This window comes from Streptomyces bottropensis ATCC 25435, from assembly GCF_000383595.1.
Lineage (GTDB): Bacteria > Actinomycetota > Actinomycetes > Streptomycetales > Streptomycetaceae > Streptomyces > Streptomyces bottropensis.
Window position 1 is genome coordinate 3652215 of the sequence record NZ_KB911581.1, and the last position, 14623, is coordinate 3666837.

Annotated in this window: 12 protein-coding genes; 10 read left to right on the forward strand and 2 right to left on the reverse strand. The window is 69.1% G+C overall.

The window, feature by feature from the left end; genetic code table 11:
- The first annotated feature begins 188 nt into the window (after window positions 1–188).
- On the forward strand, window positions 189–2738 hold the full coding sequence (locus STRBO_RS0116155; protein WP_005485444.1) for a RelA/SpoT family protein: 2550 nt from the start codon (window positions 189–191) through the stop codon (window positions 2736–2738).
- 72 nt (window positions 2739–2810) lie between these two features.
- Here STRBO_RS0116155 and STRBO_RS0116160 read toward each other — a convergent pair whose 3' ends face one another.
- Together STRBO_RS0116160 and STRBO_RS0116165 are read right to left on the reverse strand one after the other, a co-directional pair.
- A complete protein-coding gene (locus tag STRBO_RS0116160) occupies window positions 2811–4040 on the reverse strand; it encodes a DUF349 domain-containing protein (protein ID WP_005485445.1) in 1230 nt (409 codons plus the stop codon).
- A 135-nt stretch (window positions 4041–4175) separates the two neighbouring features.
- On the reverse strand, window positions 4176–5018 hold the full coding sequence (locus STRBO_RS0116165; RefSeq protein ID WP_005485446.1) for a peptidylprolyl isomerase: 843 nt from the start codon (window positions 5016–5018) through the stop codon (window positions 4176–4178).
- Between the two features lie 170 nt (window positions 5019–5188).
- On the opposite strand from STRBO_RS0116165, the gene STRBO_RS0116170 reads away from it, so the two are divergent.
- The 9 genes from STRBO_RS0116170 to ruvX all read left to right on the forward strand — a co-directional run bounded on the left by STRBO_RS0116170 (window position 5189) and on the right by ruvX (window position 14535).
- Window positions 5189–5899, forward strand: a complete 711-nt coding sequence (locus STRBO_RS0116170; protein ID WP_005485447.1) for an MBL fold metallo-hydrolase — start codon at window positions 5189–5191, stop codon at window positions 5897–5899.
- A 13-nt stretch (window positions 5900–5912) separates the two neighbouring features.
- Window positions 5913–7175 (forward strand): histidine--tRNA ligase, encoded by a 1263-nt coding sequence (gene hisS / locus STRBO_RS0116175; protein WP_005485448.1) that lies wholly within the window; start codon window positions 5913–5915, stop codon window positions 7173–7175.
- Between the two features lie 146 nt (window positions 7176–7321).
- Window positions 7322–7960 (forward strand): vitamin K epoxide reductase family protein, encoded by a 639-nt coding sequence (locus STRBO_RS0116180; protein ID WP_020114452.1) that lies wholly within the window; start codon window positions 7322–7324, stop codon window positions 7958–7960.
- Window positions 7961–8050: 90 nt separating this feature from the next.
- On the forward strand, window positions 8051–9406 hold the full coding sequence (locus tag STRBO_RS0116185) for a replication-associated recombination protein A (protein ID WP_005485451.1): 1356 nt from the start codon (window positions 8051–8053) through the stop codon (window positions 9404–9406).
- 301 nt (window positions 9407–9707) lie between these two features.
- Window positions 9708–10322, forward strand: coding sequence for a 30S ribosomal protein S4 (gene rpsD, locus STRBO_RS0116190; RefSeq protein ID WP_005485453.1), 615 nt, complete (start codon window positions 9708–9710; stop codon window positions 10320–10322).
- Window positions 10323–10528: 206 nt separating this feature from the next.
- Window positions 10529–10978 carry a DUF948 domain-containing protein gene (locus STRBO_RS0116195; RefSeq protein ID WP_005485454.1) on the forward strand — a complete coding sequence of 150 codons (450 nt, stop codon included), beginning with the start codon at window positions 10529–10531 and terminating at the stop codon, window positions 10976–10978.
- 7 nt (window positions 10979–10985) lie between these two features.
- Window positions 10986–11360, forward strand: a complete 375-nt coding sequence (locus tag STRBO_RS0116200) for a hypothetical protein (RefSeq protein WP_005485455.1) — start codon at window positions 10986–10988, stop codon at window positions 11358–11360.
- A complete protein-coding gene (alaS, locus tag STRBO_RS0116205) occupies window positions 11360–14032 on the forward strand; it encodes an alanine--tRNA ligase (RefSeq protein WP_005485456.1) in 2673 nt (890 codons plus the stop codon). Before STRBO_RS0116200 ends, alaS begins: the two co-directional genes overlap by 1 nt.
- A gap of 38 nt (window positions 14033–14070) precedes the next feature.
- The gene (ruvX, locus tag STRBO_RS0116210) at window positions 14071–14535 is read left to right on the forward strand and encodes a Holliday junction resolvase RuvX (protein ID WP_202500049.1); all 465 of its coding nucleotides are present in this window, start codon (window positions 14071–14073) and stop codon (window positions 14533–14535) included.
- Window positions 14536–14623: the final 88 nt, after the last annotated feature.

The window sequence follows — 14623 nt, forward strand, 5'->3', positions numbered from 1 at the left end:
CGACCGGTACCCGTGACGACCCTGGCATCGCACCGAGGCGGGCCCCCGAGGAATCAGGGGCCCGCCTCTGGTGTTTCACCAGTACACAGCCCTCTCGATGGCCTGAAGGCGATCCCGGGACGCGGGATAGCTACCATGGGTGCTCCGGAGCCTGACCGGGGGACCCGGATCGCGCACGAGGAGTCCTCTTGGCAGACGAGGCCCAGCACCTGACCGCCGCCAAGCCCGAGTCCGCCTCGGGCCCCGCGGCCAAGCCCGCGCAGGACACGACCAAGCCCGCGAACCCCGCGACGGCACAGTCCGCGCAGAGCCCGGTCGAGCACGCCCAGTCCGCGCCCGCCGACAAGGCCGCCGACTCCTCGCGCCCCAAGCCGGACCCGGCCGACAGCCCCGCCCCGGCCCCCGCACCCCGCCCCGCGGCCACGGGCCAGCCCGCGCGCTCCGGCTCCTCCAACCGCGTGCGCGCCCGCCTCGCCCGCCTCGGCGTGCAGCGCTCCAACCCCTACAACCCGGTCCTGGAGCCGCTGCTGCGGATCGTGCGCGGCAACGACCCGAAGATCGAGACGGCGACGCTGCGCCAGATCGAGAAGGCCTACCAGGTCGCCGAGCGCTGGCACCGCGGCCAGAAGCGCAAGAGCGGCGACCCGTACATCACGCACCCCCTCGCGGTGACCACGATCCTCGCCGAGCTGGGTATGGATCCGGCCACCCTGATGGCCGGTCTGCTGCACGACACGGTCGAGGACACCGAGTACGGCCTCGACCAGCTCCGCCGCGACTTCGGCGACTCCGTCGGCCTCCTCGTCGACGGCGTCACCAAGCTGGACAAGGTCAAGTTCGGCGAGGCCGCACAGGCCGAGACCGTGCGCAAGATGGTCGTGGCCATGGCCAAGGACCCACGCGTCCTGGTCATCAAGCTCGCCGACCGCCTGCACAACATGCGCACCATGCGCTACCTCAAGCGCGAGAAGCAGGAGAAGAAGGCGCGCGAGACGCTGGAGATCTACGCGCCCCTCGCCCACCGCCTGGGCATGAACACCATCAAGTGGGAGCTGGAGGACCTCGCCTTCGCGATCCTCTACCCCAAGATGTACGACGAGATCGTCCGCCTGGTGGCCGAGCGGGCACCGAAGCGCGACGAGTACCTGGCCATAGTGACCGACGAGGTCCAGCAGGACCTTCGGGCCGCCCGCATCAAGGCGACCGTCACCGGCCGCCCCAAGCACTACTACAGCGTCTACCAGAAGATGATCGTCCGCGGTCGCGACTTCGCGGAGATCTACGACCTGGTCGGCATCCGCGTCCTGGTGGACACGGTCCGCGACTGCTATGCGGCCCTGGGCACCGTCCACGCCCGCTGGAACCCGGTTCCGGGGCGGTTCAAGGACTACATCGCGATGCCCAAGTTCAACATGTACCAGTCGCTGCACACGACGGTCATCGGACCCAACGGCAAGCCCGTCGAACTCCAGATCCGGACGTTCGACATGCACCGCCGCGCCGAGTACGGCATCGCCGCGCACTGGAAGTACAAGCAGGAGGCGGTCGCCGGCGCCTCCAAGGTGCGGTCGGACCAGCCGAGGACCACCGGCAAGGACGACCACCTCAACGACATGGCGTGGCTGCGCCAGCTCCTCGACTGGCAGAAGGAGACCGAGGACCCCGGCGAGTTCCTGGAGTCCCTGCGCTTCGACCTGTCCCGCAACGAGGTCTTCGTCTTCACGCCCAAGGGCGACGTGATAGCGCTGCCGGCCGGCGCGACACCGGTGGACTTCTCGTACGCGGTGCACACCGAGGTGGGCCATCGCACCATAGGGGCCCGCGTCAACGGACGTCTCGTCCCGCTGGAATCGACCCTGGACAACGGCGACCTCGTGGAGGTCTTCACGTCCAAGGCGGCCGGAGCCGGACCGTCCCGGGACTGGCTGAACTTCGTCAAGTCCCCGAGGGCCCGCAACAAGATCCGCGGCTGGTTCTCCAAGGAGCGGCGCGACGAGGCGATCGAGCAGGGCAAGGACGCCATCGTCCGCGCCATGCGCAAGCAGAACCTGCCGATCCAGCGCATCCTCACCGGCGACTCGCTCGTCACCCTCGCCCATGAGATGCGCTACCCGGACATCTCCGCCCTCTACGCGGCCATCGGCGAGGGCCATGTCTCCGCGCAGAGCGTCGTGCAGAAGCTCGTCCAGGCGCTCGGCGGCGAGGAGGCGGCCACCGAGGAGATCGACGAGTCCGTACCGCCCACCCACGGCCGCAGCCGCAAGCGCCGCGGCAGCAACGACCCCGGTGTCGTGGTCAAGGGCGTCGACGACGTCTGGGTCAAGCTCGCCCGCTGTTGCACCCCCGTCCCCGGCGACCCCATCATCGGCTTCGTCACCCGCGGCAGCGGCGTATCGGTCCACCGCAACGACTGCGTCAACATCGAGTCGCTCTCACGTGAGCCCGAGCGGATCCTCGAGGTCGAGTGGGCGCCCACCCAGTCCTCGGTCTTCCTCGTGGCCATACAGGTCGAGGCCCTGGACCGCAGCAGGCTGCTGTCGGACGTCACCCGCGTCCTGTCCGACCAGCACGTCAACATCCTCTCCGCCGCCGTCCAGACCTCCCGCGACCGCGTCGCCACCTCCCGCTTCACCTTCGAGATGGGCGACCCGAAGCACCTGGGCCACGTCCTGAAGGCCGTACGCGGTGTCGAGGGCGTCTACGACGTGTACCGGGTGACCTCGGCGCGCAGGCCGTAGGTCCGGCCTGGCACAGACGAGAGGGGCTCCCGCACGAATCGTGCGGGAGCCCCTCTCGTCTGTGCCTCGGTGTCAGCCGCCGAACTCCTGCAGACCCTTCAGAGCCTGGTCCAGCAGGGCCTGACGGCCGTCGAGCTCTCGCTGGAGCTTGTCGGCCTTGGCGTTGTTGCCCTGGGCGCGGGCGGCCTCGATCTGGCTGCCCAGCTTGTCGACGGCGGCCTGGAGCTGGCCCGTGAGACCGGCGGCACGGGCGCGGGCCTCCGGGTTGGTCCGGCGCCACTCCGCTTCCTCGGCCTCCTGGATGGCACGCTCGACGGCGTGCATCCGGGCCTCCACCTTCGGGCGGGCGTCGCGCGGGACGTGGCCGATGGCCTCCCAGCGCTCGTTGAGCGAGCGGAAGGCGGCACGCGCCGACTTCAGGTCCGTCACCGGCAGGATCTTCTCCGCCTCCCCGGCCAGCTCCTCCTTGAGCTTGAGGTTCTCCGACTGCTCCGCGTCACGCTCGGCGAACACGGAACTGCGGGCGGCGAAGAAGACGTCCTGGGCACCGCGGAAGCGGTTCCACAGGTCGTCCTCGTGCTCGCGCTGGGCGCGGCCGGCGGCCTTCCAGTCGGCCATCAGCTCGCGGTAGCGCGCGGCCGTGGGGCCCCAGTCGGTCGAGCCGGACAGACCCTCGGCCTCCGCGACCAGCTTCTCCTTGACCTTGCGGGCGTCCTCGCGCTGCGCGTCGAGCTGCGCGAAGTGGGCCTTGCGACGCTTGGAGAACGCCGAGCGGGCGTGCGAGAAGCGGTGCCAGAGCTCGTCGTCGGACTTGCGGTCCAGCCGGGGCAGACCCTTCCAGGTGTCCACCAGCGCCCGCAGCCGCTCACCGGCGGACCGCCACTGGTCGGACTGGGCCAGCTCCTCCGCCTCGGTGACCAGGGCCTCCTTGGCGTGCCGGGCCTCGTCGGACTGCTTGGCCCGCTGCTGCTTGCGCTCCTCGCGGCGCGCGTCGACCGTCTCGACGAGCTTGTCCAGCCGGACCTTCAGGGCGTCCAGGTCACCGACCGCGTGATGCGCGTCCACCTGCTCGCGAATGTGGTCGATCGCGACCTGAGCGTCCTTGGCGGACAGGTCGGTGGTCTTCACCCGCTTCTCGAGGAGGCCGATTTCGACGACCAAGCCCTCGTACTTGCGCTCGAAGTAGGCCAGCGCTTCCTCAGGGGAGCCGGCCTGCCAGGAACCGACGACCTGCTCGCCGTCGGTCGTACGCACGTACACGGTCCCCGTCTCGTCGACGCGGCCCCACGGGTCGCTGCTCACAGCGCCTCCTCCACATGATGCCTGCAAGGGGCCTCAGCGCCCCCGGGCATCGTCCACAGTTTCGTCACGGCCAACATAGGCGACCGGCGGGTTGCCTGTCCGCATCCCGCGCGACCGAAATTTCGCTGTTGGGGGTCAGGACTTCTTGACAGTCGCCTTGTTGATCACGACGGTCGCGTTGGGTGCTCCGTCACCCATGCCGGTGCTCTCGCCGGCCTTGGCGATCTTCGTCAGGACCTTCATCCCCGCCTTGGTGATCGTGCCGAACGGTGTGTAGTTGGCCGGCAGCGGACTGTCCTGGAAGACGAGGAAGAACTGGCTGCCGCCGCTGTTCTTGCCCTCGCCCGTCTGCCCGTTGAACTGGTTCGCCATCGCGACCGTGCCCGCCGGGTACGTATCGCCCTTCAGGCGCGGGTCCTTCAGGTTCTCGTCGGGGATCGTGTAGCCGGGACCACCCATGCCGGTGCCCTGCGGGTCGCCGCACTGCAGCACGTAGATACCCTGCGTGGTGAGACGGTGGCACTTGGTGTGGTCCAAGTAGCCCTTGTTCACCAGGAAGTCGAACGAGTTGACCGTGTGCGGGGCCTTCGCCGCGTCCATCGTTATGGGGATGGAACCGCAGGTGGTCCGCAGATCCATCGTGTACTTCGCGCTCTTGTCGATGGTGAGCGCGGGTTCCTTCTTGAAGGTGAGCTTCTCCACCTTGCCCGCGGCCGGCTTCTCGCACGGATCCGGCGCCTTGCTGGCACTGGGCGACGGGCTCGGCGACACCTCCGCGCCCGCGTTGTCCTTCTTGTCGTCACCCTTGAGCACGTCGGTCGTGTACAGCGCCACGCTGCCCACCAGGATCACACCGAGCACCGAGGCGATCACGGCGTTGCGGACATGGGCCTTGCGCCGCGCGGACGTACGCCGCTGCTGCTGCCGCAAGAACTTCTCCCGGGCGAGCTGACGCCGCCGCTGATCCTGGCTGACCACGGGGTTCTCTCCTCATACGTCTCGTCCGCCGACAGGTGCGTCGCGCGTCCGTCGAGTCGACTGTTTACGTGTGACCCGTACCGTATATGGGTTCGCTGGGGAAACGGCAGCGCCGGTAGGCTCTGATCCACAGCAACCCACCACTCTCGTACGCCACAAGAAGGACGATCGTGCTCATTGCCGGGTTCCCCGCCGGGGCCTGGGGGACCAACTGTTATCTGGTCGCCCCCGCCGCCGGTGAGGAGTGCGTGATCATCGACCCGGGCCACCAGGCCGCCGAGGGAGTCGAGGAGACGCTGAAGAAGCATCGGCTCAAGCCCGTCGCCGTCGTCCTCACCCACGGCCACATCGACCATGTGGCCTCGGTCGTCCCGGTGTGCGGCGCGCACGACGTACCCGCCTGGATCCACCCCGAGGACCGGTACATGATGAGCGACCCCGAGAAGGCGCTCGGCCGTTCCATCGGCATGCCGCTGATGGGCGAGCTGACCGTGGGGGAGCCGGGTGACGTCAAGGAGCTGACCGACGGCGCGAAGCTGGAGCTGGCCGGTCTGGAGCTGGCCGTCTCGCACGCGCCCGGCCATACCAAGGGGTCGGTGACCTTCCGGATGCCCGAGAACGCGGAGATCCCTTCCGTGTTCTTCTCCGGGGATCTGCTGTTCGCCGGCTCCATCGGACGCACCGACCTGCCCGGCGGCGACATGGCCGAGATGCTCGACTCGCTGGCCCGCGTGTGCCTGCCGCTCGACGACTCGACCGTGGTGCTGTCCGGCCACGGCCCCCAGACGACCATCGGCCAGGAGCGCGCCACCAACCCGTATCTGCGGCAGGTGGCCGCCGGCGGCCAGGGAGCCCCTTCGGCTCCCCGACGAGGAATGTGACGAGAGACCTTCCGTGAGCACCTTTCAAGCCCCCAAGGGCACGTACGACCTGCTGCCCCCGGACAGCGCCAAGTACCTGGCCGTCCGCGAGGCCATCGCCGCGCCGCTGCGCGACTCCGGCTACGGCTACATCGAGACGCCCGGCTTCGAGAACGCCGAGCTGTTCGCACGCGGTGTGGGTGAGTCCACCGACATCGTGACCAAGGAGATGTACGCCTTCGAGACCAAGGGCGGCGACCAGCTGGCCCTGCGTCCCGAAGGCACCGCCTCCGTCCTGCGCGCCGCCCTGGAGGCCAACCTCCACAAGGTGGGCAACCTCCCGGTCAAGCTCTGGTACTCCGGCTCCTACTACCGCTACGAGCGCCCCCAGAAGGGCCGGTACCGCCACTTCTCCCAGGTCGGCGCCGAGGCGATCGGGGCCGAGGACCCGGCCCTGGACGCCGAGTTGATCATTCTGGCGGACCAGGCGTACCGCTCGCTGGGCCTCAGGAACTTCCGCGTCCTCCTCAACAGCCTGGGCGACAAGGAGTGCCGTCCCGTCTACCGGGCCGCCCTGCAGGAGTTCCTGCGCGGCCTGGACCTCGACGAGGAGACCCTCCGTCGCGCGGAGATCAACCCGCTGCGCGTCCTCGACGACAAGCGCGGCGACGTCCAGAAGCAGCTCACCGACGCCCCGCTGCTGCGCGACTACCTCTGCGACGCCTGCAAGGCGTACCACGAGGAGGTGCGCGAGCTGATCACGGCGGCCGGCGTCGCCTTCGAGGACGACCTCAAGCTGGTCCGCGGGCTGGACTACTACACGCGTACGACCTTCGAGTTCGTCCACGACGGCCTCGGTTCCCAGTCCGCGGTGGGCGGCGGCGGTCGCTACGACGGCCTCTCCGAGATGATCGGCGGCCCCGCCCTGCCGTCGGTCGGCTGGGCCCTCGGCGTCGACCGCACCGTCCTCGCCCTGGAGGCGGAGGGCGTCGAACTCGAACTCCCCGCCACCACCAGCGTGTTCGCCGTACCGCTCGGCGAGGAGGCCCGCCGCCTGCTGTTCGCCAAGGTCACCGAACTGCGCAAGGTGGGCATCGCGGCCGACTTCGCCTACGGCGGCAAGGGCCTCAAGGGCGCGATGAAGAACGCCAACCGCAGCGGCGCGCGCTACACGGTCGTCGCCGGGGAGCGCGACCTCGCCGAGGGCGTGGTCCAGCTCAAGGACATGGAGTCCGGTGAGCAGGTCGCCGTCGGCGTGAACGAGATCGTGGCCGAGCTGGAGGCCCGGCTCGGCTGAGTCGAACCCTTGTCGCCCCTGCCGCCCTGTACGGGTGGCAGGGGCGACATTTACGTCCGGCGAACGGTCCGGGCGCGAGGGTGTACGGCACAATGACCGTGCCCCAGTGGCCCCTTCGACGCTACGGAATCGACGGAATCGACGTGATGAGCAAGACGACAGTCAGCAACGTCTCGACCACCGATCGCGAACACACCGAGGCCCCGCGCACGGTGGGCGGCAGTCGTGCCTTCGCCATCCTGCTGCTGATCACCGGCGCGGCCGGACTGCTCGCGTCCTGGGTCATCACGCTCGACAAGTTCAAGCTGCTGGAGGACCCGAACTTCACCCCCGGATGCAGCCTCAACCCGGTCGTCTCCTGCGGCAACATCATGAAGAGCGACCAGGCGTCCGTCTTCGGGTTCCCCAACCCGATGCTCGGCCTCGTCGCGTACGGCATCGTCATCTGCGTCGGCGTGAGCCTGCTCGCCCGCGCGACCTACCCGCGCTGGTACTGGCTGACCTTCAACGCGGGCACCGCCTTCGGCGTCGGCTTCGTGACCTGGCTGCAGTACCAGTCGCTGTACAACATCAACTCGCTCTGCCTGTGGTGCTGCCTCGCCTGGGTCGCCACGATCCTGATGTTCTGGTACGTCACGTCCTCCAACATCCGCAACGGCCTCCTGCCGGCGCCCGGCCGGCTCAAGAGCTTCTTCGGCGAGTTCACCTGGGTCCTGCCCGTGATGCACATCGGCATCATCGGCATGCTGATCCTGACCCGCTGGTGGGACTTCTGGACCAGCTGACCGGCTTGCGCCGGACGGCGGCCGGTCCCGGGTCCCGGGCCTGCGGCGGTCCCGGCCGGACTGTCGGTGGCGTGACATAGGGTTTTCGGTGTGGAGCCCGATCTGTTCACCGCCGCAGCCGAAGAACGCCAGGAGAAGGACCCCTCCGCCAGCCCCCTGGCCGTACGGATGCGTCCGCGCACCCTCGACGAGGTCGTGGGCCAGCAGCATCTTCTGAAGCCCGGCTCGCCCCTGCGCCGACTGGTCGGCGAGTCCGGCGGCGGACCGGCCGGCCCCTCCTCGGTGATCCTCTGGGGCCCGCCCGGCACCGGCAAGACCACCCTGGCGTACGTCGTCTCCAAGGCCACCAACAAGCGTTTCGTGGAGCTCTCCGCGATCACCGCCGGAGTCAAGGAGGTCCGCGCGGTCATCGAGGGCGCCCGCCGCGCCACCGGCGGCTACGGCAAGGAGACCGTCCTCTTCCTCGACGAGATCCACCGCTTCAGCAAGGCCCAGCAGGACTCCCTGCTCCCGGCCGTCGAGAACCGCTGGGTCACCCTGATCGCGGCGACCACGGAGAACCCGTACTTCTCGGTGATCTCCCCCCTGCTGTCCCGCTCCCTCCTCCTCACCCTCGAACCCCTCACCGACGACGACCTGCGCGGCCTCCTGCGGCGCGCCCTGACCGACGGGCGCGGCCTCAAGGGCGCCGTCAGCCTTCCCGAGGACACCGAGGGCCACCTCCTGCGCATCGCCGGCGGTGACGCCCGCCGGGCGCTGACCGCCCTGGAGGCCGCCGCCGGTGCCGCCCTCGACAAGGGGGAGGAGGAGATCGCACTCCAGACGCTGGAGGAGACCGTCGACCGCGCCGCCGTGAAGTACGACCGCGACGGCGACCAGCACTACGACGTGGCCAGCGCCCTCATCAAGTCCATCCGCGGCTCCGACGTCGACGCCGCGCTGCACTACCTGGCCCGCATGATCGAGGCCGGGGAGGACCCCCGGTTCATCGCCCGCCGCCTGATGATCTCCGCCAGCGAGGACATCGGGCTGGCCGATCCGAACGCCCTGCCCACAGCCGTCGCCGCCGCCCAGGCCGTCGCCATGATCGGCTTCCCGGAGGCCGCGCTGACCCTCAGCCACGCCACGATCGCCCTCGCCCTGGCCCCGAAGTCGAACGCCGCGACGACCGCCATCGGCGCCGCCATGGAGGACGTGCGCAAGGGCCTGGCCGGCCCGGTGCCCCCGCATCTGCGGGACGGGCACTACAAGGGCGCGGCCAAGCTCGGGCACGCCCAGGGGTACGTGTATCCGCACGACCTCCCCGAGGGGATCGCCGCCCAGCAGTACGCGCCGGACGAGATCCAGGGGCGGGAGTACTACACCCCCACCAGGCACGGCGCCGAGGCCCGGTACGCCGACGCGGTGGAGTGGACCAGGAAGAACCTCGGTCGGAAGCAGTCCTGAAGCCCCTGTAGACTCCTCCCCAGTGCTGCGTCCCGTGTCCGGCTCCGGTCGGCGCCTCAGGCGGGACATCCAGCCGGATCTTCATGATCCAGGAGCGTCGCGCACCGTCGTAGGTGTCGCGGGCAGCCCACCACCACTCGGAATTCCGGGACCGGTCGGTGGGCCGTTCGTGTGCTGCACGTATGTGCCCAGACCAGGGGAGCGGCTACCCGACAGGTTCCCAGCGGACCCGACGGGATTCCCCGGCTGCGGATGCGACCTCCCGTAACCCTGAGGCAGCCGAAGAGGAAAAGGAAAAGAAGTGGCGAACCAGTCCCGCCCCAAGGTCAAGAAGTCGCGTGCCCTCGGCATCGCGCTGACCCCGAAGGCCGTCAAGTACTTCGAGGCCCGCCCGTACCCGCCCGGCGAGCACGGCCGCGGCCGCAAGCAGAACTCGGACTACAAGGTCCGTCTGCTCGAGAAGCAGCGTCTGCGCGCGCAGTACGACGTGTCCGAGCGCCAGCTCGTCCGCGCCTACGAGCGTGCCTCCAAGGTCCAGGGCAAGACCGGTGAGGCCCTGATCATCGAGCTCGAGCGTCGTCTCGACGCGCTGGTCCTGCGGTCGGGCATTGCCCGCACGATCTACCAGGCCCGCCAGATGGTCGTCCACGGCCACATCGAGGTCAACGGCCACAAGGTCGACAAGCCGTCCTTCCGCGTCAAGCCGGACGACGTCGTCATGGTCCGTGAGCGCAGCCGCCAGAAGCCGCTGTTCGAGGTCGCCCGCGAGGGTGGCTTCGCCGCGGACGGTGAGACCCCCCGCTACCTGCAGGTGAACCTCAAGGCCCTGGCGTTCCGCCTGGACCGCGAGCCCAACCGCAAGGAAGTTCCGGTCATCTGCGACGAGCAGCTCGTCGTCGAGTACTACGCCCGCTGATCGTCCTTCGACGGACGTAGCACACACGCACCGAGCGTCGGCCCGTCGTCCCCCCGCCTTCCGGCGGGCGGGGCGGCGGGCTCTCGCCGTACTGCGGCAGGCACTGCGGCAGGCATTAATGCGGTACTGGGCGATCGCTCCGGCGCGATAGGCTCGGGACACGACTTTTCGACGTTCAGGCATGTTCCAGGGAGCGGGTGCAGACAGTGTCCGGTGGAGAGGTGGCCGGGATCCTGGTGGCCGTCTTCTGGGCGATCCTGGTCTCCTTCCTCGCCGTCGCGCTGGCGAGGCTGGCCCAGACGCTCAGGGCGACCACCAAGCTCGTCGCGGACGTGACCGACCAGGCCGTCCCCCTCCTCGCCGACGCGTCCACCGCGGTCCGCTCCGCCCAGACCCAGATCGAGCGCGTGGACGCCATCGCGTCGGACGTCCAGGAGGTCACGTCGAACGCCTCGGCGCTCTCCACGACCGTCGCGTCCACCTTCGGCGGCCCCCTCGTCAAGGTCGCCGCCTTCGGCTACGGCGTACGCCGGGCCATGGGGGGCGGACGCCGTGAGGGCGAGCCCGCCGAGCGGGGCGGCCGTACCGTGATCGTGGGGCGCACGGTTCCCGGCACCCGCCGGAGCAGGCGTGACACCCGTGGAAAGAAGGACTGACCGAGCGATGTTCCGCCGTACGTTCTGGTTCACCACAGGCGTCGCCGCCGGCGTGTGGGCCACCACCAAGGTCAACCGCAAGCTGAAGCAGCTCACCCCGGAGCACCTCGCCGGCCAGGCCGCGCACAAGGCGGTCGAGGCGGGCCACAAGCTCAAGGACCGGGCGGTCGGCTTCGCGCTCGACGTCCGCGACCACATGGCCCAGCGGGAGGCAGAACTGGGCGAGGCACTCGGCATCGAGGCCAACCCCGACAGCTACCCGGAGCTGCCCGCTCCGAGGCGTGTCGTCGCCATCGAGAACAGCAACACCCCGAAGTACAGCAGGAATCCGAGGTACGTCGACAGCTCGTCGTACCCGTACAACCGGAATGAGGACCACTGATGGAGTCGGCCGAGATTCGTCGCCGCTGGTTGAGCTTCTTCGAGGAGCGCGGTCACACCGTTGTCCCTTCGGCGTCGCTCATCGCGGACGACCCGACTCTGCTCCTGGTCAACGCCGGCATGGTTCCTTTCAAGCCGTACTTCCTCGGTGAGGTCAAGCCCTCCTTCGCCCGCGCCACCAGCGTGCAGAAGTGCGTGCGTACGCCGGACATCGAAGAGGTGGGCAAGACCACCCGCCACGGCACGTTCTTCCAGATGTGCGGCAACTTCTCCTTCGGCGACTACTTCAAGGAAGGCGCCATCAAGTACGCCTGGGAGCTGCTCACCAGCCCCCAGGACAAGGGTGGTTACGGCCTGGAGCCGGAGAAGCTCTGGATCACCGTCTACAAGGACGACGACGAGGCCGAGCGCATCTGGCACGAGCAGGTGGGCGTCCCCAAGGAGCGCATCCAGCGCCTCGGCAAGAAGGACAACTACTGGTCCATGGGCGTCCCCGGCCCGTGCGGCCCGTGTTCCGAGATCAACTACGACCGTGGCCCGGAGTTCGGCGTCGAGGGCGGCCCGGCCGTCAACGACGAGCGGTACGTGGAGATCTGGAACCTGGTCTTCATGCAGTACGAGCGCGGCGAGGGCACCTCCAAGGAGGACTTCGAGATCCTCGGCGAGCTGCCCAGCAAGAACATCGACACGGGCCTCGGCCTGGAGCGCCTCGCCATGATTCTGCAGGGCGTGCAGAACATGTACGAGATCGACACCTCCATGGCCGTCATCGACAAGGCCACCGAACTCACCGGTGTCCGCTACGGCGACGCCCACGAGTCCGACGTCTCCCTGCGCGTGGTCACCGACCACATCCGCACCGCCGTGATGCTCATCGGTGACGGCGTCACCCCCGGCAACGAGGGCCGTGGGTACGTCCTGCGCCGCATCATGCGCCGCGCCATCCGCAACATGCGCCTCCTCGGCGCCACCGGCCCGGTCGTCCAGGACCTCATCGACGTCGTCATCGCCATGATGGGGCAGCAGTACTCCGAGCTGATCACCGACCGCGAGCGCATCGAGAAGGTCGCCCTCGCCGAGGAGAACGCCTTCCTCAAGACGCTGAAGGCCGGCACCAACATCCTCGACACCGCCGTGACGGAGACCAAGGCCGGGGGTGGCCAGGTCCTCGCCGGTGACAAGGCGTTCCTGCTCCACGACACCTGGGGCTTCCCGATCGACCTCACCCTGGAGATGGCCGCCGAGCAGGGCCTGTCCGTGGACGAGGACGGCTTCCGCCGCCTGATGAAGGAACAGCGGGACCGCGCCAAGGCCGACGCCCGCGCCAAGAAGACCGGCCACGCCGACCTCGGTGCCTACCGTGAGATCGCCGACGCCGCCGGGGAGACCGAGTTCATCGGCTACTCGGACACCGAGGGCGAGTCGACGGTCGTCGGCATCCTCGTCGACGGGCTCTCCTCGCCCGCCGCCACCGAGGGCGACGAGGTCGAGATCGTCCTCGACCGCACCCCGTTCTACGCCGAGGGCGGTGGCCAGATCGGTGACACCGGCAGGATCAGGATCGACTCCGGTGCCGTCATCGAGATCCGCGACTGCCAGAAGCCGGTGCCCGGCGTCTACGTCCACAAGGGCGTCGTCCAGGTCGGTGAGGTGACCGTCGGCGCCAAGGCCCAGGCCTCGATCGACGGACGCCGCCGCACGGCCATCGCCCGCGCTCACTCGGCCACCCACCTCACCCACCAGGCCCTGCGGGACGCCCTCGGTCCGACGGCCGCCCAGGCCGGTTCCGAGAACCAGCCCGGCCGCTTCCGCTTCGACTTCGGTTCCCCCTCCGCCGTTCCGACGGCCGTGATGACCGACGTCGAGCAGAAGATCAACGAGGTGCTCTCCCGCGACCTGGACGTCCACGCGGAGATCCTGAGCCTCGACGAGGCCAAGAAGCAGGGCGCCATCGCCGAGTTCGGCGAGAAGTACGGCGAGCGGGTCCGTGTCGTCACCATCGGCGACTTCTCCAAGGAGCTGTGCGGTGGCACGCACGTCCACAACACCTCGCAGCTCGGCCTGGTCAAGCTGCTCGGCGAGTCGTCCATCGGCTCCGGAGTCCGCCGTATCGAGGCGCTGGTGGGCGTCGACGCCTACAACTTCCTCGCCCGTGAGCACACGGTCGTCGCCCAGCTCCAGGAGCTGATCAAGGGCCGTCCGGAGGAGCTTCCGGAGAAGGTCTCCGCCATGCTCGGCAAGTTGAAGGACGCCGAGAAGGAGATCGAGAAGTTCCGCGCCGAGAAGGTGCTGCAGGCCGCCGCCGGTCTCGCCGAGTCCGCCAAGGACGTGTCCGGCGTTGCCGTGGTGACCGGTCAGGTCCCGGACGGAACCACCGCCGACGACCTGCGCAAGCTGGTGCTCGACGTGCGCGGACGCATCCAGGGCGGCCGGGCCGTGGTGGTCGCCCTCTTCACCGCCGTGAACGGCAAGCCGCTGACGGTCATCGCCACCAACGAGGCCGCCCGCGAGCGCGGACTGAAGGCCGGCGACCTGGTCCGCGCGGCCGCCAAGACCCTCGGCGGCGGCGGTGGCGGCAAGCCGGACGTCGCCCAGGGCGGTGGCCAGAACCCGGCCGCCATCGGCGAGGCCGTGGACGCGGTCGAGCGCCTGGTCGCCGAGACGGCCAAGTGAGCACGACGGATCACACGAGCGAAGACGACGGCCCGGCCATGCGCCGCGGCCGTCGGCTCGCGCTCGACGTCGGGGACGCCCGCATCGGGGTCGCCTCCTGCGACCCCGACGGGATCCTCGCCACACCCGTCGAGACCGTTCCCGGACGGGATGTCCCCGCAGCTCAGCGGCGATTGAGACAACTGGTCGACGAGTACGTACCCATAGAGGTAATCGTCGGACTCCCTCGCTCCCTCAAGGGGGGCGAGGGACCGGCGGCAGTCAAGGTACGGGGATTCGCGCAGGAACTGGCCCGCATGATCGCGCCGGTTCCGGTCAGACTCCTCGACGAGAGGATGACCACGGTGACGGCCGGTCAAGGACTGCGTGCCTCGGGTGTGAAATCCAAAAAGGGCAGGTCGGTCATCGACCAGGCGGCAGCCGTGATCATCCTGCAACAGGCGCTGGAATCCGAACGGATGTCAGGTAAAGCTCCGGGCGAGGGCGTCGAAGTGGTCATCTGATCGCGATACGGTAACGTTCCGCGCGATGCGGTGGCCTTCGAACAGCCACCGCACAGAAAGAGGCGGGGACGAACGCCGAGCCACAGGC